We start from the raw sequence: 22,416 nt of genomic DNA, 5'->3' as shown, positions 1-22,416 counted from the left end.
GGGAGCGAACAGGTGAACACCCGCTCCATGGCTGTCTGGAGACCCAAGGTCCTGTTCCGAGCGGCGTCTCGCCTTGCGATCGCAGGGGCGCTCTTCGCCCTTGCGGCTTGCGCCACCGCCCCCGGTCCCTCCGCAGGGCCGGCGGAGGGAACCGGCGCCTCGCCCTATGGCCAGTTCCTGGCGGGACGGGCGGCCCTCAACGCCGGGCGTAACGCCGACGCCGCCCGATACTACGGGGCGGTCCGGGCCCTTGATCCCGACGCCGCCGGCGTCATCGATGAACGCGGCTTCGTCGCCGCCCTCCTGGCTGGGGACGTCACCACCGCAGCGCGGATCGCCCCCACCTCCGAGGCCACCTCGGCGCCCAACCTTTCGCTCAGCCGCCTTGTTCGCGCCGTCGAGGGCATGTCCACCGGCCGTGTTGGGTCGGCCGGGACCCTGCTGGCCCCAGAGGGGGCGGTTTTTCCGCACCGGTCCGCCATGGCCCTTCTCGCCCCCTGGGCGGCCGCCATGGCCGGGGATCGCGAGGGCGTCCTGGTCCGGCCACAGTCGCCAGGGGATCGGATCGTCGACGTCTTCGGCCTCCTCGCCCAGGCGCGACTCTTCGAGAGGGCTGGCCGGCTTGATGAGGCGGAGACCAACTTCAAGGTTCTCTCCGGCGGGGACTCTCCGGGGCAGGCTTCTGTCCTGGCCTACGGCGGATTCCTCGAGAGGCGAAAGCGCGGCGCAGAGGCCGTCGCCCTCTACGACCGTCTTCTCGCCACCGATCCTCGGAACGCCTCGGTCCGGGCGGCCCGGGAACGGGCGGCGGCGGGCAAGGCCGAGGTCCAGCCCAGCCTGCGGCAGGGCGCCGCCCAGACCCTGATCCCGGTTGCGGCCACGCTGATCGCCGCCGGCCAGGACCAGATGGGCCTGGCCTATCTCCGCCTGGCCCTCCGGCTGGATCCCGGAAACAATCCTGCCTGGCTGCTCGTGGGCGATCTCCTCGAGAGCTACGGCCTGGTGGAAGAGGCCCGCGCCGCCTATGCGCGGGTTCCTGCAGCCGCACCCGAGTTCGTCGCCGCCCAGGCCAAGCTGGCCTGGAGCCACCAGCGCGCGGGCGATCCCGAGACGGCCCTGCGACTGGCGCGCGCCGCCGCCGCCGGGGGAGACGTCGAGGCGGCGATCAACCTGTCCGACCTTCTCAGGGCCAATGAGAAGTTCTCGGAGTCCGCAGACGTGCTGGATCCCCTCATCAGCGGCGCAGCGCCGGACTGGCGGCTCCTTTACGCCCGCGGCGTCTCCCGGGAGCGGGCGGGGCGGTGGCCCGAGGCTGAGGCCGACCTCAAGGCCGCCCTGGCCCTGAACCCGGATGAGCCGGAGTTGCTGAACTATCTGGGCTACACCTGGATCGACCGTAACGAGAACCTCGATAAGGCCCTGGAGATGGTGCGGCGGGCGGTGAGCCAGAACCCGCGCTCCGGCGCCATGGTCGACAGCCTGGGCTGGGCCTATTTCCGCCTGGGAGACTTCCCTCGGGCGGTGGAGACCCTTGAAAGGGCGGTGGAGCTTGAGCCTGGCGACCCCGAGCTGAACAACCATCTCGGCGACGCTTATTGGCGGGTCGGCCGTAGAGACGAAGCCGGCTTCCAGTGGAAGCGCGTACTGACCCTGGACCCGGACCCCAAGATCAAGGCCGAGGCGGAACGCAAGCTGGCCCAGGGCCTGCCGCCCGCCCCCACCCCGGCCGCCCGCAAGCCCTGACCGCCGCCATGGGTGCAAGCGCCTTCGCGCCGGCCAAGGTCAATCTCTACCTGCATGTCGGGGCGAAGGCTGCCGATGGCTTCCATCCCCTCGAGACATTGATGGTCTTCGCCGACGTCGGCGACCAGGTCTCCGCAGTGGGGAAGGGGGGGGCGGCCCTCGAGGTCGCCGGCCCCTTTGCGGCAGGCCTCGAGACGGATGAGGACAACCTGGTGCTCAGGGCTGCGCGCAGCCTTGCCCGGCGGCTCGGCCGCGAAGGCGACCTGCCAGGCCTCGTCCTGGAGAAACGCCTGCCGGTGGCGGCGGGGCTGGGCGGCGGCTCGGCCGACGCTGCGGCGACCCTGAGGCTGCTCAACACCGCCTGGGGCGGCGGCCTGGGGGGTCCGCAGCTGGAGGCCCTTGGGGCGGAACTCGGTTCAGACGTCCCGGCCTGCGTCGCCAGCCGTCCTGTGACGGCGAGGGGGCGGGGGGATGTGCTGGCGCCTGCGCCCCTTCTCCCCGGCCTCCCGGCGGTTCTGGTCAACCCCGGCGTCGCCTGCTCCACGGCCGCCGTCTATCGGGCCTTTGACCGGGCGGCGGCGGTTGACAGCCCCGATCCCGTCCCGGACCCCGGGCGGCTCCCGGATGCAAAGGCTGCGGCGCGCTGGCTGGGCGCCCTGCGCAACGACCTCGAGACGCCCGCCCTCAGTGTGGCTCCTCTGATCGGCGCAGTGCTGGAGCGCCTGCGCGACGCTCCCGAGACCCTGCTGGCGCGACTTTCCGGGTCCGGGGCGACCTGCTTCGCCCTTTGCGCCGATCCGGAGTCGGCCGAACGCCTGGCGGAAGGCCTTGCCCGTGCGCAGCCCGGCTGGTGGGTTCGCGCCTGTCGGCTGGGGGCGCCCCTCGAACCCGACGCCTGAAACGAAAACGGGGACCCCGAGGGGTCCCCGCTCCGCCACGACTGAGGGGAGGATCAGTTGTGGTAGGCCCGCTCTCCGAACTCGGAGATGTCCAGGCCCTCTTCCTCGCTGTCCAATGTGGAGCGCAGGCCCACCGTGTACTTGATCACGAAGAAGACGATGGCGCTGGCGGCCGCCGACCAGGCGATGGCCACGAGGACCGCCTTCACCTGGGCCATGACCTGGGTCGAGAGGACATAGGCGGCCGTGTCGCAGGTGGAGATGTCCCCGTCCGCGGCGCAGGTCGTGTAGTCGACCACGCCGGCGCCGCCCCAGTCGGGGTTGACCAGCAGGCCGGTGGCGATGGCGCCGATGATGCCGCCGATGGCGTGGATGCCGAAGGCGTCCAGGCTGTCGTCGTACTTCAGGGCGTTCTTGATCTTCGCGCAGAAGAAGACGCAGACCGGCGAGACCACGAGGCCAAGGACAACCGCACCGACCGGGCCGGCGAAGCCCGCCGCCGGGGTGATGGCGACCAGGCCGGCGACCAGGCCGGAGGCCAGGCCCAGGGCGCTTGCGCGCTTGCGGGTGACCCACTCGGTGACCACCCAGGAGAGGCCCGCCGCAGCGGTCGCCACCAGGGTGTTGACCATGGCCAGGGCGGCGTAGCCGTTCGCTTCCAGGTTGGAGCCGGCGTTGAAGCCGAACCAGCCCACCCACAGGAGGCCCGCGCCTGTCATGGTCAGGGTCAGGGAGTGGGGCGGCATGGGCTCGGTCCCGAAGCCCTTGCGGGGGCCGAGGATCAGGGCGCCGACCAGGGCGGCGATGCCCGCATTGATGTGGACGACGGTGCCGCCGGCGAAGTCGAGGGCGCCAAAGCCCCACAGCAGGCCGGACTGGATCGGGTCTGTCGGGGCGGCGGCGACGGCGTCAGGACCCGCCCACCACCAGACCATGTGGGCCAGGGGATAGTAGGAGAGCAGCGGCCAGAGGATGGCGAACACGACCACCGCGGCGAACTTCATCCGTTCGGCGACACCGCCCAGGACGAGGGCCGCCGTGATGCAGGCGAAGGTCATCTGGAAGGCCATGAAGACCAGCTCCGGGATGACGACCCCGGTCGAGAAGGTGGCCACATTGCTTGCGGGGGTGACGTCCTTCAGGAACAACCGCCCCCCGCCGCCCACGAACTTGTCGAGGGCGCCGCCGTCGGTGAAGGCGAGGCTGTAGCCCCAGAACATCCAGGCGATCATGCCGATCACCGTCACCACGCCGACCTGCATCAGCATGGACAGCATGTTCTTCTGGCGAACGAGGCCGCCGTAGAAGAGGGCGAGGCCCGGAAGGATCATCAGCAGGACGAGGACGGTGGAGACCAGCATCCAGGTGGTGTCGCCCTTGTCCGGGACAGGGGCGGGAGCGGCTTCCGCGGGGGCGGCGGCGACGGGCGCCGCCGTTTCGGCCGGCGCAGGCGCAGGCGCAACGGTTGCTTCAGCGGGGGCCGCCGCCGCAGGCGTCGTCTCCTGGGCGAGGACCGGGGTCGCCAGAGGCGCTCCGGCCAGGGTCGCTGCGAGCATCAGCCCGGCGAGACCCTTGAGTTTGAACCCGTTCATTTCGTGTTCCTTCCTGGAGGGATCAGAGCGCAGAGGCGCCGGTTTCGCCGGTGCGGATACGCACGGCGTCGGCGACATCGATGACGAAGATCTTCCCGTCCCCGATCTTGCCGGTGGAGGCGGCGGTCTTGATGGTCTCGACCACGCCGGCGGCGGCGGCGTCATCGACGACCGCCTCGAGCTTCACCTTTGGGATGAAGTTCACCTGGTACTCAGCGCCTCGATAGATCTCGGTCTGCCCCTTCTGACGTCCGTAACCTTTGACTTCCGTGATCGTGAGCCCCTCGACGCCGGACGACACGAGGGCTTCGCGCACGTCGTCCAGCTTGAAGGGTTTGACGATCGCCATGATCAGTTTCATCCCGTCGCTCCCGCTCTGTTCCCGATGGAACGGCCCCGCGCCGGAATGGCGCCTGAACCGAAGGTCACGGTAGGTGGGGTGGCTCCGCCCAGGGGATGACTGGCGCCGCAAAAACAGGCGTTCTCTTGCTGAAGGCTAAAAAATGGGCGCCACGGCTGTGGGCATGGTGCAGATTCAGGCGCCTGTCGCCCGTCGCGAGCCCGGGAGGGTCGAGGTCAGGGCGTCGGGATCACGACGGCGTGATCGCGTCCCGCGCTCCGCCCAGGCCCGTAGCCATAAGCGGGGGGGATGGACTAAGTCGGCGCGCCGGCGAGCTCCGGCCCCGTTTCCGCAAGCCCCGAAGGCCTTCATGACCAAGCTCCCCCTCGCTTTCGCCGTCCTCTTCCTGTCCGCCGGCGTCGCGGTCGCCCAGACCCCTGCGGCCCCCGCCGCGCCCGTGGCGCCTCTCGCCCCGGCGGCGCCCGCCGCTCCGGCCCTCACCCCGTCGGGCGACGTGATCGACACCCTCAAGGCGTCGGGGCGGTTCACCACCTTCCTGAAGGCTTCGGACCTCGTGGGCCTGACCGCCTTCGTGAAGGGCCTGCCGGCCGTGACGGTCCTGGCGCCGAGCGACGCGGCCTTCGCCCTACTGCCGGCAGGCGAGGTCGACCGCTTGCTCGCCCAAGCCAACAGGCCCGAGCTGCAAAAGCTCGTCCTGAGGCATCTCATCAACGCCCGCGTGCCCTTCGAGACCTTCAAGGGCGCCGTCACCACCGCCCCGACCCTTGGCGGTGAGGCCGTCCAGCTTTCCGGTGACCAGCCGCCGACCATCGGCGGGGCGCGGGTCTCCCAGGTTGACGTCAACGCCGCCAACGGCGTTGTGCATGTGCTGGACAGGGTGATCCTGGCTCCGGCCGCCTGACCGGCGCGCCGCGATCGCCTCAGGCGCGCTTGAAGCGGGGGGCCGCCCGCCCTATGGTCCGCGCTTGTTTTTGCGCCTGCGAAGCCTGCCTCATGCCCTCTGAAAAACCGCTGTCTTTTCAGGCCTTGATCCTGAAGCTCCACGACTACTGGAGCCGCCAGGGCTGCGTCATCCTGCAGCCTCACGATGTCGAGGTTGGCGCGGGCACCCTGCATCCGGCCACTGTACTGCGCGCCCTGGGTCCGCGCCCCTGGAGGGCGGCCTATGTCCAGCCTTCGCGCCGGCCTGGCGACGGCCGCTATGGCGAGAACCCCAACCGCCTCCAGCACTACTACCAGTACCAGGTGATCCTGAAGCCCAACCCCGACAACCTCCAGGAGCTCTATCTGGGCAGCCTGGACGCCATAGGCCTGGACACGCGCCTGCACGATATCCGCTTTGTCGAGGACGACTGGGAGAACCCCACAGTCGGGGCCTGGGGCCTGGGTTGGGAGGTCTGGTGCGACGGGATGGAGGTGACCCAGTACACCTACTTCCAGCAGGTGGGCGGGCTCGACGTCTCGCCGGTCGCCGGGGAGCTGACCTACGGGCTTGAGCGCCTGGCCATGTACCTGCAGGGCGTCGATCGCTTCGATCAGCTGGCCTTCAACGACCCGGACGGCCCCCTGCCCATGACCTACGGCGACGTCTTCATGGAGAATGAGCGCCAGCAGTCCGAGGCCAACTTCCATCTCTACGACGTGGCGACGCTGAAGCGGCAGTTCGAGGACATGGAGACCCAGGTCCCGAGGCTCCTGCAGGGCCGGGGCCCCCAGGGCCAGGCGACGGTGCTGCCAGCCTACGACCACGTCCTCAAAGCCAGCCATCTGTTCAACCTGATGGACGCCCGCGGCGCCATCGCCGTGGCGGAGCGCCAGAGCTACATCGGCCGGATCCGCGACCTCACCAAGATGTGCGCCGAGGCCTGGGTGGCGAACGAGGGCCGCAACGCCCCGGCGGAGGGGCTCTGACCATGCCCCAGCTGCTGATCGAGCTCTTCTCCGAGGAGATCCCCGCGCGGATGCAGGTCCAGGCCGCCCGCGATCTGGACCGCATGGTGCGCGAGCGCCTGGCCGCCGCCGGGCTGGAGCCGAAGTCCCTGCGCGCCTATGCCGGTCCCCGCCGCCTCACCCTGGTGGCTGAAGGACTCGCCGCGGCCCAGCCGGACCGCAGGGAAGAGCGAAAGGGTCCCAGGACCTCGGCGCCCGAGGCGGCGCTGGAGGGTTTTCTCCGCTCCACCGGCCTGACCCGCGACCAGCTTGTCGAACGCGACGGGGTCTGGTTCGCGGAACTCAGCTCGGCGGGCCGTCCGACAGCCCAGGTCATCGCCGAGATCGTGCCGGACGTCGTGCGCAGCTTCCCCTGGCCCAAGTCCATGACCTGGGGAACGGGCTCGCTTCGCTGGGTCCGGCCCCTGAAGCACATCCTCTGTCTCTTCGAAGGCGCCCGGGTCGAGTTTGACGTGGACGGAGTCCCCTCCGTGGACTTCACTCTCGGACACCGGTTCATGGCGCCGCAGCGCCCCCTCCGGGTCCGGACCTTCGCCGCCTATCGCTCAGGCCTGGAGAAGCGCTTCGTCATCCTCGATCCCGAGGAGCGCAAGCTTCGGATCCTCACCGAATGCCGGCGGCTCTGTGCGGATCGGGGCCTGGAGCTGGTCGAGGACGCGGGCCTGCTCGATGAAGTCGCCGGCCTGGTGGAATGGCCAGTGCCGGTCCTTGGCGACATGGACCCCGACTTCCTGTCCCTGCCGCCCGAGGTCATCCGAACCTCGATGCGGAACCATCAGAAGTACTTCGCCGTGAAGGACCCGGCCACGGGACGCCTGGCGCCGCACTTCATCACTGTCTCCAACATCCAGGCGCCGGATGGCGGCGCGGCCATCGCCGCGGGCAACGCCAAGGTCCTGTCGGCCCGGCTCTCGGACGCCCGCTTCTTCTGGGACGAAGACCGCAAGGTCAGCCTCGAGTCCCGCCTCGAGAAGCTGAAGTCCGTGACCTTCCACGCCCGCCTGGGCACCCTTGCCGAACGGGTCGAACGGCTCGAGCACCTGGCCGGCGCCCTGTCGCCCCGGGTCGGCGCCGATGCGACCAAGGCCGCCCTGGCGGCGAAGCTGTGCAAGGCCGACCTGACGACCGGCATGGTGGGCGAGTTCCCGGAGCTGCAGGGCTTGATGGGCGGCTACTACGCCCTTGAGGAAAAGCTCACCCCGGTAACCGCCGAGGCGATCCGCGACCACTATCGGCCGGTGGGACCCTCGGACGAGGTCCCGGACCGCCCTGTCACCATGGCTGTGGCCCTCGCCGAGAAGCTGGACACCCTGACCGCCTTCTTCGCCATCAACGAGAAGCCCACGGGCTCGCGGGATCCCTTCGCCCTGAGGCGCGCAGCCCTGGGGGTGATCCGCATCCTGCTCACCTCCGAGGTGCGGGCTCCGGTGCGGGAGCTCGTCGCCGACTGGTACCGGTCCCTGCGCTGTTTCGTCGATCCCGGCCGTGCGCTCTACGCCTCCACTCGCCGGACCACGGGCTATCTGGGCCCGCGTCCCCGCGAGGACTCTGAGGTCTTCCAGACCTATGTCGAGGAGTTCGAGGACGCGCTCCTTGAGGGTGAGCCCATGGTCGTGGCGATCGACGCGGACTTCGACATCCGCTTCGACCGGAGCGCCGCCGCCGGCGAGGCCCCCGAGGGCGAGGTCCTTTACCGCTTCCGGCCCTATCCGGAAGTGTCGGCCGAGGTGCTCGACTTCCTGGCCGATCGCCTGAAGGTCTCGCTTCGCGAACAGGGACGACGGCATGACCTTGTCGACGCCGTCTTCGCCCTGGGCGACGACGACCTTGTGCGGATCAACGCCCGGGTCGAGGCCCTGTCGGACTTCCTGACGACCGAGGACGGGGCGAACCTGCTTGCGGGCTATCGCCGGGCCACCAACATCCTCAAGGCTGAGGAAAAGAAGGGACCCCTGCCGACCGGACCGGCCGCCGTCCTGCCGGACGCCCCCGAGGAGGAGACCGCCCTGGTCGCCGCCGTGGCGGGGACGGCCCCGCGGGTGGCGGAACTGTCGGACGCCGAGGACTTCGCCGGCGCCATGCGGGCCCTCGCGGCCCTGCGGGCCCCAGTCGACGCCTTCTTCGAGAAGGTCCTGGTGAACGCCGAGGATCCCCGCGCGCGGGACAACCGCCTGAAACTTCTGGCGCAGGTCCGCGCCGCCATGTCCGAAGTCGCCGACTTCGGCCTGGTCAACGGCTAGGGGGGGCGCATGCCCGGTCAGACGCGTTGGGTCTACGCCTTCGGGGGCGGAGCGGCCGAGGGTGACGCTTCGATGCGCAACCTCCTGGGCGGGAAGGGCGCGAACCTTGCCGAGATGTCGGCCCTGGGCCTGCCGGTTCCCCCGGGCTTCACCATCACAACCGAGGCCTGCAACCACTTCTACGCCCATGAACGGAGCTATCCGGAGGTCCTGGGCGCCCAGGTCGAGGCGGCCCTGGCCGGGGTGGAGGCCCTGACCGGCAAGCGCTTCGGCGATCCTGAGGCCCCCCTGCTGGTGTCCGTGCGTTCGGGCGGGCGCGCCTCCATGCCGGGCATGATGGACACGGTCCTGAACCTGGGCCTGAACGACGCCACCGCCGAGGGCCTGGCCGCCCTGGGGGGCGACCGTCGCTTCGCCCTCGATTCCTACCGGCGCTTCATCCAGATGTATTCGAACGTGGTGCTGGGCCTGGACCATCACCTGTTCGAGGAGATCCTGGACAACCACAAGGACCGGCTGGACGTCACGGTCGACACCGCCCTGTCCGCCGGGGACTGGGAGAAGGTGGTCGCTGACTACAAGGCCGCCGTCGAGGAGGAGCTGGGCGAGCCCTTCCCCCAGGATCCCAAGGCCCAGCTCTGGGGCGCCATCGGCGCCGTCTTCGCCAGCTGGATGAACGAGCGGGCCAAGTTCTACCGCCGGATGCATGACATCCCCGAAAGCTGGGGCACGGCGGTGAACATCCAGGCCATGGTCTTCGGCAACATGGGAGACTCCTCCGCGACCGGGGTGGCCTTCACGCGCAATCCCTCGACCGGTGAGAACCGGCTGTATGGCGAGTTCCTGATCAACGCCCAGGGTGAGGACGTCGTGGCCGGCATCCGCACGCCCCAGGCCCTGACCCGGGCCGCTCGCGAGGAGATGGGCGACCGGTCCCCCTCCATGGAAGAGGCCCTGCCCGAGGTCTTCGAACAGTTCCGGGACGTGGTCGCCCGGCTCGAGCGGCATTACCGCGACATGCAGGACGTGGAGTTCACGGTCGAGCGCGGCCGGCTCTACATGCTGCAGACCCGCAACGGAAAGCGCACCGCCAAGGCCGCCCTGAAGATGGCCGTCGACATGGCCGCCGAGGGCCTGATCAGCCGGGAGGAAGCGGTCATGCGGGTCGATCCCGCCAGCCTCGACCAGCTGCTGCATCCGACCATCGATCCCGCCAGCCCACGCGATGTCGTGGCGACAGGCCTGCCGGCCTCGCCGGGCGCTGCGACGGGCGCCGTGGTGTTTGACGCCGACGAGGCCCAGCGCCGCGGCGGTGCGGGCGAGGCGGTGATCCTGGTCCGCGAGGAAACCAGCCCTGAGGACATCCACGGCATGCACGCCGCCCGCGGCATCGTCACCGCCCGGGGCGGGATGACCAGCCACGCCGCAGTGGTCGCCCGCGGCATGGGACGCCCCTGCGTCTCTGGCGCAGGGGACATCCGGATCGACGAGAAGGCCGGCGTGTTCCACGTCCGCGGCCGGACCATTCACGCCGGCGAGGTTGTGACGGTTGACGGCAGCCGGGGCGACGTCCTCTCGGGCGCCGTCCAGATGATCGAGCCTGAGCTGACCGGTGACTTCGCCACCCTGATGGGATGGGCCGACGGGTTCCGCCGCCTCAGGGTGCGGGCCAACGCCGAGACGCCCCTCGATGCCCGCACCGCCCGCCAGTTCGGCGCCGAGGGCATCGGCCTGTGCCGGACCGAGCACATGTTCTTTGACGAGCACCGCATCCAGGCGGTCCGGGAGATGATCCTGGCCGACGACGAGGCCGGTCGCCGCGCCGCCCTGGCGAAGATCCTGCCCATGCAGCGGGCTGACTTCGTCGAGATCTTCAACATCATGGACGGGCTGCCCGTCACAATCCGCCTCCTCGACCCGCCCCTGCACGAGTTCCTTCCCCAGACTGAGGAGGATGTCCGGGCGGTGGCTGAGGCGGGTGGGCTGGACGCCGACAAGCTGTGGCGCCGGGTCCGGGAGCTGCATGAGACCAACCCCATGCTGGGGCATCGCGGTTGCCGTCTCGGCATCTCCTATCCCGAGATCTACGAGATGCAGGTCCGGGCGATCTTCGAGGCGGCCTGCGAGATCGCGGGCGCCGGCCGCACCGCGCCGATCGTGGAGATCATGCATCCCCTGGTGGCCAAGGGCGAGGAGATGCGCTTCCTGCGCAACCTCACCGACCGGGTGGCCAAGGCGGTGATGGCCGAGCGGGCCGTGGAGCTGCCCTATGCGGTCGGCACCATGGTCGAGCTGCCCCGCGCGGCCCTGAGGGCCGCCGACCTGGCGGAGTCCGCCGAGTTCTTCTCCTTTGGGACCAATGACCTGACCCAGACCACCTTCGGCATAAGCCGGGATGACTCCGGTCGCTTCCTGAACGCCTACCTGGAGAAGGGCATCTTCGAGAAGGATCCCTTTGTCAGCCTCGACCAAGAGGGCGTCGGCGACCTGATCCGCATCGCCGCAGAGCGGGGCCGGGCGGTGCGTCCGGGGGTCAAGCTCGGCATCTGCGGCGAGCACGGCGGGGACCCGGCCTCCATCCAGTTCTGCGAGGCCATCGGGCTGGACTATGTCAGCTGCTCGCCCTTCCGGACGCCGATCGCCCGCCTCGCCGCGGCCCAAGCAGCCCTTGGGGAACGCGAGAAGGACCGCTGAGGTCGGAGAGGGCTAACAGATGACCGTTTTTGACCCCGCCACCGCCACCGCCACCTATCTGGCCACCCTCGACGCGGCCAGCCACGCTCGGGCGACCGCCTACACCCAGGGTGGGCATTGGATCCTGCTCTGGACCACCCTGGTGGGCCTGGCCGTGCTCATGGTGATCCTGAGGTCTGGTGTTCTCGTCCGGCTGCGGGACCGGCTGGAGGCCCGTGGGATAGGGCCTCTCCGGCTTACAGCCCTGGTCCTTGGCCTTTCCTTCGGCATCGAGGCCATCCTGAACCTCCCTTGGTCCATCTATGCCGACTGGTCCCGTGAGAAGGGCTACGGCCTGACAAGCCAGGCCCTCTCAGGCTGGCTTGCGGAGTATGCCCTCGTCTCCGTCCTCGGGATCCTGTTCACCGTCCCGATGGGCGTGGCCCTCTACGCCCTGATCCGTCGGTCGCCCCGGTTCTGGTGGGCCTGGTCGGGTGCACTCGTGGCCGGCGCATTCACGGTCATGATGGTGGTGGCGCCGGTGCTCATCGATCCCCTCTTCAACCAGTACAAGCCAGCGCCGCCTGGACCGGTCCGGGATGCGGTCGTCGCCCTGGCCAAGGCCAACGGCGTCCCGTCCGACCGCATCTTCATCTATGACGGCTCGCGCCAGTCCAACCGCTACACGGCCAACGTCTCGGGCCTGATGGGCAGCGCACGGATCGCCATGAGCGACGTGATGTTCAAAAAGGACGCGGATATCCCGGAGGTCCGCGCCGTGGTGGGCCACGAGATGGGGCACTACGTCCTTGGTCACGTGTGGCGCAACGCCATTGTCCTGTCCCTCCTGGCGGTCCTGGGCCTTTTCCTTGTCGACCGGCTGTTCTCCTTCGCCGCCCGGCTGCTGGGCGCACCCGGCGTCCGGGACCTGGCGGACCCGGCGGGATATCCGGTGATCGCCGCCCTGCTCCTCGTCCTGGGCCTGGCGTCCACCCCGGTGACCGCGAGCTTGACCCGTATCGGCGAGATTGAGTCCGATCGCTTCTCTCTGGAGCGCGCCCGCGAGCCCGACGGACTCGCCCGGGCCCTCGTGAAGACCATCGAGTACCGGGCGGCGACCCCCGGGTGGCTGGAGGAGGTCCTCTTCTACACCCACCCCTCGGTGGGCTCGCGGGTCAGGATGGCCATGGACTGGAAGGCGGCCCACAAGGCCGCGCCCATGCCCGTGATCCTGGTCCGACCGGACCAGGTCCCCCAGTAGCGCAGGGCGTCGTCAGGCGGGACTCCGCCAGTCCGGTGACAATCCACACAGTTGCTCCCCCAAGGGAGAGTTCCGCGCGATGCGCGGCGAGGGGGGCGGCGGAGGGGCGGTTGTCCCGTCTAGCGGCGGCGGACGAAGACCGTTCCGGCCGAGTAGCCGGCGCCGAAGGAGCAGATCAGCCCCGTCTCGCCGGAGGTGAAGTCTTCGTGGGCCCGGTGGAAGGCGATGATCGACCCTGCCGACGAGGTGTTGGCGAACTCATCGAGGATGATGACGTTTTCCTCCGGCGTCGGATCGCGCCCCAGGACCCGGCGGCCGATCAGGTCGTTCATGTTGATGTTGGCCTGGTGCAGCCAGAGCCGTTTCAGGGCGGTGGGGTCGATCCCCAGGTCGGCGGCGTGGGCGATGATCATCTCGGCGACCATCGGCACCACCTCGCGGAAGACCTTGCGGCCCTCCTGCACGAAGAGCTTGTCGGCGGCGCCTTCGCTGCCGGGGGCGGTGCGGTTCAGGAAGCCGAAGTTGTTGCGGATGTTGTTCGAGAAGACCGTCTTCAGCCGGGTCCCGAGGATGTCCCAGCCCCCGGTCGCCTGGTCGGCGCGCTCGACGATCACGGCCGTGCCCACGTCGCCGAAGATGAAGTGGCTGTCCCGGTCTCGGAAGTTCAGGTGGCCGGAGGTGATCTCGGGATTGACCACCAGCACGGCCCGGGCTGAGCCCGAGGCGATGTAGTCGACCGCGGTCTTGATGCCGAAGGTGGCGGAGGAACAGGCCACGTTCATGTCGAAGCCGAAGCCCTCGATGCCCAGCGCCTGCTGGATCTCGATGGCCATGGCCGGATAGGCCCTCTGCATGTTGGAGGCGGCGCAGATCACGGCGTCGATCTGCGAAGCGTCCTTGCCCCAGCGGGCGATGGCGTCCTTCGCCGCCGCCACGCCGATCTCGGCCATGACCGACAACTCGTCATTGGATCGCTCGGGGATCAGGGGGTGCATGACCTCAGGATCGACAACGCCGGACCGGTTCATCACGTAGCGGGACTTGATGCCCGAGGCCTTCTCGATGAACTCGACGGACGAGGGGGCGAGCGCCTCCATCTCGCCGGCGGCGATGGCGTCTGCGTTCCGTGCGTTGTGGATCGCGACGAAGGCGTTGAAAGCCTCGACCAGTTCGGCGTTGGTGACCCGCTCGGCGGGGGTGAAAAGGCCGGTGGCCGCGATGACCGCTGCGTGCAAGATGTCTCTCCGCTCCGATCCGGGTCCGTCAGGACCGGGGCGCACTGAATAGCACGGCGGGACGGGGCGGGAAGAGCGGGGCGAGGCGATGACGCCGGAACTGGGGCTGATCGAGGGCTATTATGGGCTGCCGTGGGACTGGACGGCCCGGGAGCGGGTGATGCGGCGCCTCGCCGGGGCCGGATACCGGTTCTTCATGTACGCCCCCAAGGCGGACGCCTTCCTGCGCCGCAGGTGGCGCGAGACCCCGCCGGAAGCCGAGACCGGGGCCCTGGCCGCCTTCGCCGCCGCCTGCCGCGACGCCGGCGTCCGGTTCGGCGTCGGCCTGAGCCCCTTCGAGGTGTGGCGCGACTTCGGGGCGGAGACCAAGGCCGCCCTGGCCGACAAGCTGACCTTCCTGGATGACCTGGGTGTCCAGGACCTGGGCGTCCTGTTCGACGACATGCGCGGCGACCTGCCGGGCCTGGCGGAGGCTCAGGCCGAGATCGTCCACTGGATCGCCGGGCGGACGAAGGCCACGCGGGTGGTGTTCTGTCCCACCTACTACACCGACGACCCTGCCCTCGACATGGCTTTCGGCGCGCGGCCTGAAGGGTACCTTGAGACCCTCGGCGCGGCCCTCGACCGCCGGATCGAGGTCTTCTGGACCGGCGAAGAGGTATGCAGCCGGGCCTACGGCGTGAATCACCTGGCGCGGGTGACCCAGCAGTTGGGCCGCCGCCCCTTCCTCTGGGACAATTATCCGGTCAACGACGGCCCCCGGATGTCGCCCTTCCTGTACTTGCGGGCCTTTACGGGGCGTCCGGCCGCCATCGGGGAGCATCTGTCTGCGCACGCGGTGAACCCCGCCCTGCAGCCCGAGCTGACCCTGCTTCCCGCCCTCACCCTGCCGGAGAGCTACCGCCTGGGCGACGCCTACGACTACGGCGCGGCCCTGGCGGCGTCGGCGCAGGCGGTGCTTGGGCCGGACCTCGCCGACCTGGTGCGTCGACACCTGATCCTGCTGAACGACACCGGCCGTGACCGGATGGACCCCGAGGTGCAGGCGCGGCTGAGGGCCCGCTACTCAGCCTTCGACCATCCCGCGGCGCGCGAGATCGTCGACTGGCTCGATGGGCGCTGGGTCATGACCCGCGACATGATGGCCGGGGATCACTGACCGGCGGCGACGACGTCCAGGCGGGCCAGGTGGGGCGCCCCCTCGGCCTCGGTCCAGAAGGCGCCCTCCAGGCTGTTCCGGGCCAGGGTGACCAGGTGCTCGCGCTCCAGCCCCACGGCCCGCGCGGTCTGCACCCAGTTGTCCAGCAGGTAGCCGCCGAAATAGGCCGGGTCGTCCGAGTTCACGGTGGCCTTCAGGCCCAGCTGCAGCATCCGCTTCAGGGGATGGACCTCCAGGGAGGGCACGCCGCAGAGCTTGAGGTTGGAAAGGGGGCAGACGGTCAGGACCTGGCCTTCCCGCACCAGTCGTGCGGTCAGGTCGTCATCCTCCAGGGCCCGGTTGCCATGGTCGATCCGGTCGACCTTCAACAGATCCAGGGCCTCGGCGACATAGGCGGGCGGGCCCTCCTCGCCGGCGTGGGCGACCCGCTTCAGGCCCCGCTCGCCGGCGGCCTTGAAGACCTTCTGGAAACCCGAGGGCGGGAACCCCGCCTCGGAGGAGTCGAGGCCCACACCCAGAAGGCGATCCAGCCAGGGCTCGGCGGCCTTGAGGGTGTCCAGGGCCGCGTCCTCGGGCAGATGGCGCAGGAAGCAGAGGATCAGCCCCGTCGACAGGCCCAGTTCGGTCTCGGCGGCGGCCATGCCGGACAGGAGGCCCTCGATGGCCACGCCGAAGGGCAGGCCCCGGTCGGTGTGGGTCTGGGGATCGAAGAAGATCTCGCAGCGCACGGCGCCATCGGCCGCCGCCCGGCGAAAGTAGGCCAGGGCAAGGTCGTGGAAGTCCTCTTCGGTCCGGAGGACGGCCGCCCCCTGGTAGTAGATGTCCAGGAAGTCCTGCAGGCGGCTGAAGCTGTAGGCGGCCCTGACGGCCTCGACATTGGGGAAGGGCAGGGCGATCCGGTTCCGGCGGGCCAGGTCGAACATCATCTCTGGCTCAAGTGAGCCCTCGACGTGCATGTGGAGCTCGGCCTTCGGCAGGCGGCGGATGAAGTCGGTCAGGGCGTCCATGACCGCAGGACAGCGCGACCCGGCCCAAGGCGTCAAGGTGGCGCGCCGTTCAGCTTGACGCTCCTGGCGGCTTGCCGGACTCTTGGGCGGAAGAGGAGCCCGCCATTTCCATTCCCCCCTTCCTGACCCAGCTTGCAGTGTCCGGCGCCGCCGTCCTGGTGATCGTCGCCCTGGCGGCGGTCGCGCGCCTGGCCCGGGCGACCCCGCCGCTGGACGAGACCTCGGCGCGCACCCTTCTATCGGAGGACTATCCCGAGGCGCGGATCGATCGGGTCTGGATTGCAGCCGACGGGGCCGCGGCCCTGGCCCGGGCCGGGGACAGGGCCCTCTACCTGTTCCGCCTCGGCGACGCCTGGGTGGCCCGGGACCTCCCCTGGGCCGAGGCCGCCGCCGCGCCGGTCCGTGACGGCCGGCTGCATCTTCGCCTGGGCGGCGTCAGCCCGCGCCTCGCCCGCCCCGCCCTGTCGGGCTGGTCCCCGGAGACCGTGTGATGCTGGAAGCCCCCTTCGACCCGGTCAAGCTGGCCATCCCCTTCTTCATCCTGGCCATCCTGCTGGAGATCGGCCTCGGTCGCCTGCGCCTGGCCAAGGCCGAGTACGAGGCCCGGGACACACTGGCCTCCCTGGCCATGGGCCTGCTGCGCGGGATCCCCGCCCTCCTGACCGCGGGCCTGATCTTCGCCGCCACGGTCTGGGTCTGGGAACATCGCATCTTCACCGTCCCCTTCGACGCCTGGTGGGGCTGGGTGGCGATCTTTTTCCTGGAGGACCTGATCTACTACGCCTTCCACCGCCTGAGCCACGAGCGGCGGTTCTGGTGGGCGGCGCACGTCAACCACCACTCCTCCCAGCACTACAACCTGTCCACCGCGCTCCGGCAGACCTGGACTGGAGGACTGGCGGGGACCTGGCTCCTCTGGCTGCCTCTGGCCTTCCTGGGCTTCTCGCCGGCGCAGATTTTCATCCAGCAGGGGATCAGCCTCGTTTACCAGTTCTGGATTCATACCGAGGCGGTGGGGCGCATGCCGGCCTGGTTCGAGGCGGTGTTCAACACGCCCTCGCATCACCGGGTGCACCATGCGCGTAACCCCCGGTACCTGGACCGGAACTATGCCGGCATCCTGATCATCTGGGACAAGATGTTCGGCACCTTCCAGGCCGAGCTGGACGAGGAGAAGCCGCGCTACGGCCTGATCCGCAACCTGGGCAGCTTCAACCTCCTGACCGTGGCCTTCCACGAGTGGATCGCCATCGGGCGCGACCTGGCCTCGGCCCGGTCGCTGAGGGAGGTCGCTGGCTACCTCTTCGGCCCGCCGGGCTGGAGCCCCGACGGAAGCCGGGAGACCAGCGAGAGCCTCCGCGCCCGCTGGGCCGCCCGCGACGCCGCCGCCCGGACGCCCGCCGAGTAACCTAGACCCGCACCAGCATCTTGCCGGCGTTGCGGCCCTCGAAGAGGCCGATCAGGGCTTCGGGCGCCCGCTCGAAGCCTTCCAGCACGGTCTCCTGGTAGCGGATGCGGCCGGATTTCAGCCAGCCGGTCATGTCGGCCTGGAACTGCTCCTGGAGGTGGGGGAAGTCGGAGGCCACGAAGCCCTCCATCCGCATCCGGCCGTAGATCAGTACCGACAGGTTCCGCACGCCCTCGCGCTCGCCGTTGTAGGTCGAGATCATGCCGCAGACCGCGATACGGCCGCGCAGGTTCATGCAGGCCAGGGCGGCGTCCAGGTGGGCGCCGCCGACATTCTCGAAATAGACGTCAATGCCCCTCGGCGCAGCGGCCTTCAGGGCGGAGCGCAGGTTCTCCGACCGGTAGTTGATGGCGGCGTCCAGGCCCGCTTCCTCCAGCAGCCAGCGCTTCTTGTCGTCAGAGCCTGTGGAGCCGATCACGTAGCAGCCCTTGATCTTCGCGATCTGGGCGGCGACCGAGCCCACCGCGCCGGCGGCGGTGGAGACGAAGACCTGCTCGCCATCCTTCAGGGCGCCGGTCTCCAGCAGGCCGCCATAGGCCGTGATGCCGGTGCCGCCCAGGGCGTGCATGTAGACGCTGAGGGGCAGGTCGGGGTCGGGGTTCAGGACCTGCACGCCGCGGCCGTCGCTGTTGAAGCGCTCCGAGAAGCCCTGGCCATGCCGGACGATCTCGCCCTCCCGGAACTTCGGGTTGCGGGACTGGACCACGCGCCCGATCCCGCCTCCGGCCATGGCCTCGCCCAGCTTCTGGTCGGCGTTCAGGCGGGGCCGCATGTAGGGATCGACCGACAGGATCAGGCCCTGCACCTGGATCTCGCCCTCGCCGGCGTCGGCCAGGGGCGCCTCGACGATGGCGAAGTCTTCGGGGACGGGCATGCCGCCGGGGCGGCGGACAAGGTGGACCTGGCGGGCGGTGGTCATGGGGGCTTCCTCCGTTTTCCCATCGTTAGGCGAGCGCGGGCCCGCGGCCAAGGGCTGGCGGTCAGTCGCGCAGCAGGGGCAGGGTGAGGCCCGAGGCGGGGCGCGCGGAAAGGGCCTCCCGCCGGAACCGGAACAGCTCGGCAGGTCGGCCGCCGGTGTCCTGGTCCAGGCGTCCCAGGCCCTCCACCAGGCCGGACCGCTCGAGGGCCCTGCGGAAGTTCTGCTTGTGCAGGGCCACCCCGGCGACGGCCTCGACGGCTCTCTGGAGGGCGGAGAGGGTGAAGGCCTCGGGCATCATCTCGAAGATCACCGGGCGGTACTTCAGCTTGCCCCGCAGGCGGGAGAGGGCGGTGGCCAGGATGCGCCGGTGGTCCGAGATCATCGGCTCTCCCAGGGCCAGACCCAGCCGTGCGACGGCGGGGTCAGGGGTCTCGCCCCGGTCCCGCGCCGCCTCGGGGGCGAGGCCGGCCTCGTAGAGCAGTTCATAGCGCTCCAGCGCCCGCTCCTCGTTCCAGGGCGCCTCGTCCAGGGCGAAGAGCAGCCGCACGCGGGCCAGGCGGGCCTGGCTGGGTCCGGCCCAGGCCCGCAACGCCGCCTCGATCCCGGCCAGGACCGAGGGCCGGCCCTCGCGCCAGTCCTCCCAGGGAAAGAAGCTGTTGAAGGCCGACCAGGATGCGCCCTCCAGGGCCGTCGTGTCCGCCCGCGCCGTCAGGCCGAGATAGCCCACCGAGATCACCCGCGCCGCCGCCGACCCGTCGACAGCGGCCAGGGGCGCGTCGCGGCCCTTGTCCCCGAAGGTGTAGAGCTGCTCGACATACCCTGGGTCAAAGCCTGTCTGGGCCGAGACGAAGGTCCTCAGGGCGATCTCGAAGGTCCGGTCGGCGACCGGGTCGAAGGGGCCGAAGGGCAGGGCCGCCGCCTGCCCGGCAGGCCGCACGGTCAGCACGCGCGCCTCGCCCCCTGAGACCGCGGCGACCACCGCCGACAGGCCGATGACGATGCGCTGGGACATGGCGCCGGCCCTAGGTCAGGACCGCGGGCGCGGGGGTGAAGCCCGCGGCCTCGGACAAGAGGTGGAAGCGCTGGACATAGCGGGCCTGGGCGGGGCCGGGAGCCAGGGGTTCGATCTCGATGTGGTAGCCGGCCGGCGGCGCGCCGAAGAGCGAAACAGACTCGTCCCGGCCGAACCCGGCCAGCTGGATGGCTTCGAAGAAGGCGCAGGCCCGGTCCGCCGACTTGATGAGCTTGCGGATGTCCGCCGGCGTCCGGGCGGGCAGGCCGAAGCGGATGTGGATGGCCTGCTCCAGCCTGTGCTCCACGGCCTTGTAGTCATAGCCCAGGGCGGCCTTGAAGGGGCTGATCATGTCGCCGATCACGTACTCCGAGGCGTCATGCAGCAGGGCGGCGAGGCGCCAGCGGGGGTCAAGGTCGGGCCTCAGGTGGACGCAGATCTCCTCGACGACCAGGGAGTGCTGGGCCACGGAGAAGGCATGTTCGCCCGTCGTCTGGCCGTTCCAACGCGCCACCCGGGCCAGGCCGTGGGCGATGTCCTCGATCTCGATGTCGACGGGGGAGGGGTCGAGGAGGTCCAGCCGACGCCCGGACAGCATGCGCTGCCAGGCCCGGACAGGGCTTGTGGCGGCGCGCTTCAAGGCTGATCTCCTGTCGGGCCCATGCCCGACAGGTGCACCGGGCCTTGAGAAAGATCAATGTCGGTGCGCAGGCTTCTGGCCTAGGGTCCACAGGAACCAGGGAGATTGCGATGAGCTGGGCGAGAGTGATGGCGCCGCTGGCCGGTGTCGAGGGTGACGTGGCCGTCCTGGACGCCGCCGTGCGCGCGGCCGATCCCTTCGGGGCCGAGGTGTCCGCCGTCTTTGCGCCGGCTGATGTGGCCGACATCATGCCCTGGCTGGGCGAGGGCTATCTCGGCGGCGTCCAGACCACCGCCATCGAGACCCTGCGGCAGGCGGCGGCCACGGGCGAGACCCGCTCCCGCGCGGCCTTCGAGGCCTGCACCTACGGGAAGAAGACGTTCGCCGCCCTCAACAGCCCCGTCTGGGCCGCCCTGTCCGCCGAGGCCCGGCTTTCGGACCTGGTGATCTTTGGGGACGATCCGGCCCGGGGGCGCGGCCCCCTCGCAGAGTGCTTCCAGCAGATCGTCGCTGACGAGCAGAGGCCGGTCCTGATCGCCCGCAAGGGCTTTGAGGTGGGCGGCGTGGTCGCCGTGGCCTGGGACGGCGGCAAGGAAGCCAGCCGGGCCGCCCGCCTCGCCCTGCCCCTGCTGGAAAAGGCCTCGCGGGTGGTCCTGCTCGCCGCCCCCAAGGCGAGCTCGCGGCACTTCGATCCCGAACGGCTCCAGGCCTACTATGCGGCCCGCGGCGTGAATGCCGAGATCGAGGTCCTGGGCGAGAAGGGCGAGGCCGCCGGGCTCCTCCTGGGCGCCGTCAAGCGCGTCGGGGCCAGCCTGCTTGTCGCCGGGGCCTTTGGGCACCCGAGGTTGCAGGAGTTCATCTTCGGGGGTACCACGCGCTCCCTGCTCGCGGCGGACCAGCCGTCTCTCTTCCTTTCGCATTAGAGGTTTCGCGCATGTCCCTGTCGCGCATTGTCATGCGGCTCGCCCGCAATCCGGGCTCCGAGTTCGGCGGCGACGACCGCCGGGGTTACACCCTGACCGCCCCGCTCACTGCGGATGGGCGCCTCGACCCCGAGGCCTACGCCGCCACCCGCGCCGAGTGCTCCGTGCGCCGCTTCGCCCCCGACGAGGACGCCGTCATGGGCCGCCTGGCCCGCCGCGGCGCGAACTGGTTCTTCGACTACGACAAGGCGTCCAGCGACGACGACGAACCGGTCCACCGGCTTGGGGACCATCGCTTCGTGGTGGGCGAGTACGTCACCGTCACGGATGAGGACGGCCAGCCCCTGACCTACAAGATCGTCGAGGTCCAGAAGGCCTGACGCCTTCGCGGATATCCGGAATGACAAACGCCCCGGCCTTGCGGCCGGGGCGTCTTCAATCGGGGTCGGCGCGGCGGCTTACTGGCCGGGGCGCGGCGGGCCGCTCTCGCGGCGGGCCAGGAAGGCCAGGCGTTCGAACAGCTGCACGTCCTGCTCGTTCTTCAGGAGGGCGCCATGCAGGGGCGGGATCAGCTTGGTGGGGTCCCGTTCCTTCAGCATCTCGTCGCTGATGTCCTCGACCATGAGGAGCTTCAGCCAGTCCAGCAGCTCGGAAGTGGAGGGCTTCTTCTTCAGGCCCGGCACCTTGCGCATGTCGTAGAAGATCCGCAGGGCCTCGGCGACCAGCTTCTGCTTGATGCCCGGATAGTGCACCTCGACGATGTCGTTCATCGTCTCGGCCTCGGGGAAGCGGATGTAGTGGAAGAAGCAGCGGCGCAGGAAGGCGTCGGGCAACTCCTTCTCGTTGTTCGAGGTGATGATCACCAACGGCCGGATCTCGGCGCGGATGGTCTCGTTGGTCTCGTAGACGTAGAACTCCATCCGATCGAGCTCCTGCAGGAGGTCGTTCGGGAATTCGATGTCCGCCTTGTCGATTTCGTCGATCAGCAGGACCGGTCGCTTCGGGGCCGTGAAGGCCTCCCAGAGCTTGCCCTTCTTGATGTAGTTGCGGACGTCCTTGACTCGCTCGTCGCCCAGCTGGCTGTCGCGCAGACGGGTGACGGCGTCGTACTCGTACAGGCCCTGGTGGGCCTTGGTGGTGGACTTGATGTGCCAGGTGATCAGCTCGGCATCGAGGGCCTTGGCGACCTCGTAGGCCAGCACGGTCTTGCCGGTGCCGGGCTCGCCCTTGATCAGGAGGGGACGCTCGAGGGCGATGGCGGCGTTGACGGCCACCTTGAGGTCATCTGTGGCGACGTAATTGTCGGTGCCTTCGAAACGCTGGCTCATCTGGGC

General features: G+C 69.8%; 20 protein-coding genes. 12 read left to right on the top strand and 8 right to left on the bottom strand.

Annotated elements, in window-relative coordinates:
- The first annotated feature begins 12 nt into the window (after window positions 1–12).
- Both HYN04_RS08850 and HYN04_RS08845 read left to right on the top strand, forming a co-directional pair.
- The gene (locus HYN04_RS08850; protein ID WP_241962601.1) at window positions 13–1,743 is read left to right on the top strand and encodes a tetratricopeptide repeat protein; all 1,731 of its coding nucleotides are present in this window, start codon (window positions 13–15) and stop codon (window positions 1,741–1,743) included.
- Between the two features lie 8 nt (window positions 1,744–1,751).
- Window positions 1,752–2,642 (top strand): 4-(cytidine 5'-diphospho)-2-C-methyl-D-erythritol kinase, encoded by an 891-nt coding sequence (locus HYN04_RS08845; protein ID WP_110450429.1) that lies wholly within the window; start codon window positions 1,752–1,754, stop codon window positions 2,640–2,642.
- A gap of 53 nt (window positions 2,643–2,695) precedes the next feature.
- On the opposite strand, the gene HYN04_RS08840 is transcribed toward HYN04_RS08845, so the two are convergent.
- A complete protein-coding gene (locus HYN04_RS08840) occupies window positions 2,696–4,234 on the bottom strand; it encodes an ammonium transporter (protein ID WP_110450428.1) in 1,539 nt (512 codons plus the stop codon).
- Window positions 4,235–4,256: 22 nt separating this feature from the next.
- A complete protein-coding gene (locus HYN04_RS08835; protein WP_110450427.1) occupies window positions 4,257–4,595 on the bottom strand; it encodes a P-II family nitrogen regulator in 339 nt (112 codons plus the stop codon).
- 349 nt (window positions 4,596–4,944) lie between these two features.
- Between HYN04_RS08835 and HYN04_RS08830 the strand changes: the two genes are divergently transcribed.
- From HYN04_RS08830 to HYN04_RS08810, 5 genes are all read left to right on the top strand, one after another.
- The gene (locus HYN04_RS08830; RefSeq protein ID WP_110450426.1) at window positions 4,945–5,496 is read left to right on the top strand and encodes a fasciclin domain-containing protein; all 552 of its coding nucleotides are present in this window, start codon (window positions 4,945–4,947) and stop codon (window positions 5,494–5,496) included.
- A 92-nt stretch (window positions 5,497–5,588) separates the two neighbouring features.
- Window positions 5,589–6,506 (top strand): glycine--tRNA ligase subunit alpha, encoded by a 918-nt coding sequence (locus tag HYN04_RS08825; RefSeq protein ID WP_110450425.1) that lies wholly within the window; start codon window positions 5,589–5,591, stop codon window positions 6,504–6,506.
- A 2-nt stretch (window positions 6,507–6,508) separates the two neighbouring features.
- Complete coding sequence (glyS, locus tag HYN04_RS08820) at window positions 6,509–8,785, top strand: glycine--tRNA ligase subunit beta (RefSeq protein WP_110450424.1); 2,277 nt, start codon at window positions 6,509–6,511, stop codon at window positions 8,783–8,785.
- Between the two features lie 9 nt (window positions 8,786–8,794).
- Window positions 8,795–11,479, top strand: a complete 2,685-nt coding sequence (gene ppdK / locus HYN04_RS08815; protein WP_110450423.1) for a pyruvate, phosphate dikinase — start codon at window positions 8,795–8,797, stop codon at window positions 11,477–11,479.
- A gap of 19 nt (window positions 11,480–11,498) precedes the next feature.
- On the top strand, window positions 11,499–12,719 hold the full coding sequence (locus HYN04_RS08810) for a M48 family metalloprotease (RefSeq protein ID WP_110450422.1): 1,221 nt from the start codon (window positions 11,499–11,501) through the stop codon (window positions 12,717–12,719).
- 119 nt (window positions 12,720–12,838) lie between these two features.
- On the opposite strand, the gene HYN04_RS08805 is transcribed toward HYN04_RS08810, so the two are convergent.
- Window positions 12,839–13,954, bottom strand: a complete 1,116-nt coding sequence (locus HYN04_RS08805; RefSeq protein ID WP_110450421.1) for a beta-ketoacyl-ACP synthase III — start codon at window positions 13,952–13,954, stop codon at window positions 12,839–12,841.
- An 88-nt stretch (window positions 13,955–14,042) separates the two neighbouring features.
- On the opposite strand from HYN04_RS08805, the gene HYN04_RS08800 reads away from it, so the two are divergent.
- Window positions 14,043–15,113: a beta-N-acetylglucosaminidase domain-containing protein gene (locus HYN04_RS08800; protein WP_110450420.1), complete on the top strand. Its 1,071-nt coding sequence runs from the start codon at window positions 14,043–14,045 to the stop codon at window positions 15,111–15,113.
- Here HYN04_RS08800 and HYN04_RS08795 read toward each other — a convergent pair.
- On the bottom strand, window positions 15,107–16,120 hold the full coding sequence (locus HYN04_RS08795) for an adenosine deaminase (protein ID WP_110450419.1): 1,014 nt from the start codon (window positions 16,118–16,120) through the stop codon (window positions 15,107–15,109). The two genes, HYN04_RS08800 and HYN04_RS08795, sit on opposite strands and share 7 nt — an antisense overlap.
- 71 nt (window positions 16,121–16,191) lie before the next feature.
- Here HYN04_RS08795 and HYN04_RS08790 point away from each other — a divergent pair, with 71 nt between their 5' ends.
- Complete coding sequence (locus tag HYN04_RS08790) at window positions 16,192–16,611, top strand: hypothetical protein (RefSeq protein WP_241962600.1); 420 nt, start codon at window positions 16,192–16,194, stop codon at window positions 16,609–16,611.
- Window positions 16,611–17,528 (top strand): sterol desaturase family protein, encoded by a 918-nt coding sequence (locus tag HYN04_RS08785; RefSeq protein ID WP_110450418.1) that lies wholly within the window; start codon window positions 16,611–16,613, stop codon window positions 17,526–17,528. Before HYN04_RS08790 ends, HYN04_RS08785 begins: the two co-directional genes overlap by 1 nt.
- A 1-nt stretch (window position 17,529) precedes the next feature.
- Here the strand turns inward: HYN04_RS08785 and HYN04_RS08780 are convergent, their stop codons facing one another.
- From HYN04_RS08780 to HYN04_RS08770, 3 genes are all read right to left on the bottom strand, one after another.
- The gene (locus HYN04_RS08780) at window positions 17,530–18,507 is read right to left on the bottom strand and encodes an NADP-dependent oxidoreductase (protein WP_110450417.1); all 978 of its coding nucleotides are present in this window, start codon (window positions 18,505–18,507) and stop codon (window positions 17,530–17,532) included.
- 61 nt (window positions 18,508–18,568) lie between these two features.
- Window positions 18,569–19,519, bottom strand: coding sequence for an NUDIX hydrolase (locus tag HYN04_RS08775; protein WP_110450416.1), 951 nt, complete (start codon window positions 19,517–19,519; stop codon window positions 18,569–18,571).
- Between the two features lie 10 nt (window positions 19,520–19,529).
- A complete protein-coding gene (locus HYN04_RS08770) occupies window positions 19,530–20,117 on the bottom strand; it encodes a YfbR-like 5'-deoxynucleotidase (RefSeq protein WP_110451359.1) in 588 nt (195 codons plus the stop codon).
- Window positions 20,118–20,269: 152 nt separating this feature from the next.
- On the opposite strand from HYN04_RS08770, the gene HYN04_RS08765 reads away from it, so the two are divergent.
- A complete protein-coding gene (locus HYN04_RS08765; protein WP_110450415.1) occupies window positions 20,270–21,082 on the top strand; it encodes a universal stress protein in 813 nt (270 codons plus the stop codon).
- An 11-nt stretch (window positions 21,083–21,093) separates the two neighbouring features.
- Complete coding sequence (locus HYN04_RS08760) at window positions 21,094–21,462, top strand: hypothetical protein (protein ID WP_110450414.1); 369 nt, start codon at window positions 21,094–21,096, stop codon at window positions 21,460–21,462.
- A 78-nt stretch (window positions 21,463–21,540) separates the two neighbouring features.
- Here the strand turns inward: HYN04_RS08760 and HYN04_RS08755 are convergent, their stop codons facing one another.
- On the bottom strand, window positions 21,541–22,410 hold the full coding sequence (locus HYN04_RS08755) for an AAA family ATPase (RefSeq protein WP_110450413.1): 870 nt from the start codon (window positions 22,408–22,410) through the stop codon (window positions 21,541–21,543).
- Window positions 22,411–22,416: the final 6 nt, after the last annotated feature.

The sequence above is a fragment of the Phenylobacterium parvum genome (assembly GCF_003150835.1).
GTDB lineage: Bacteria > Pseudomonadota > Alphaproteobacteria > Caulobacterales > Caulobacteraceae > Phenylobacterium > Phenylobacterium parvum.
Note: the sequence above shows the minus strand (reverse complement) of the source record. Positions and strands in the feature narration are given on the sequence as shown.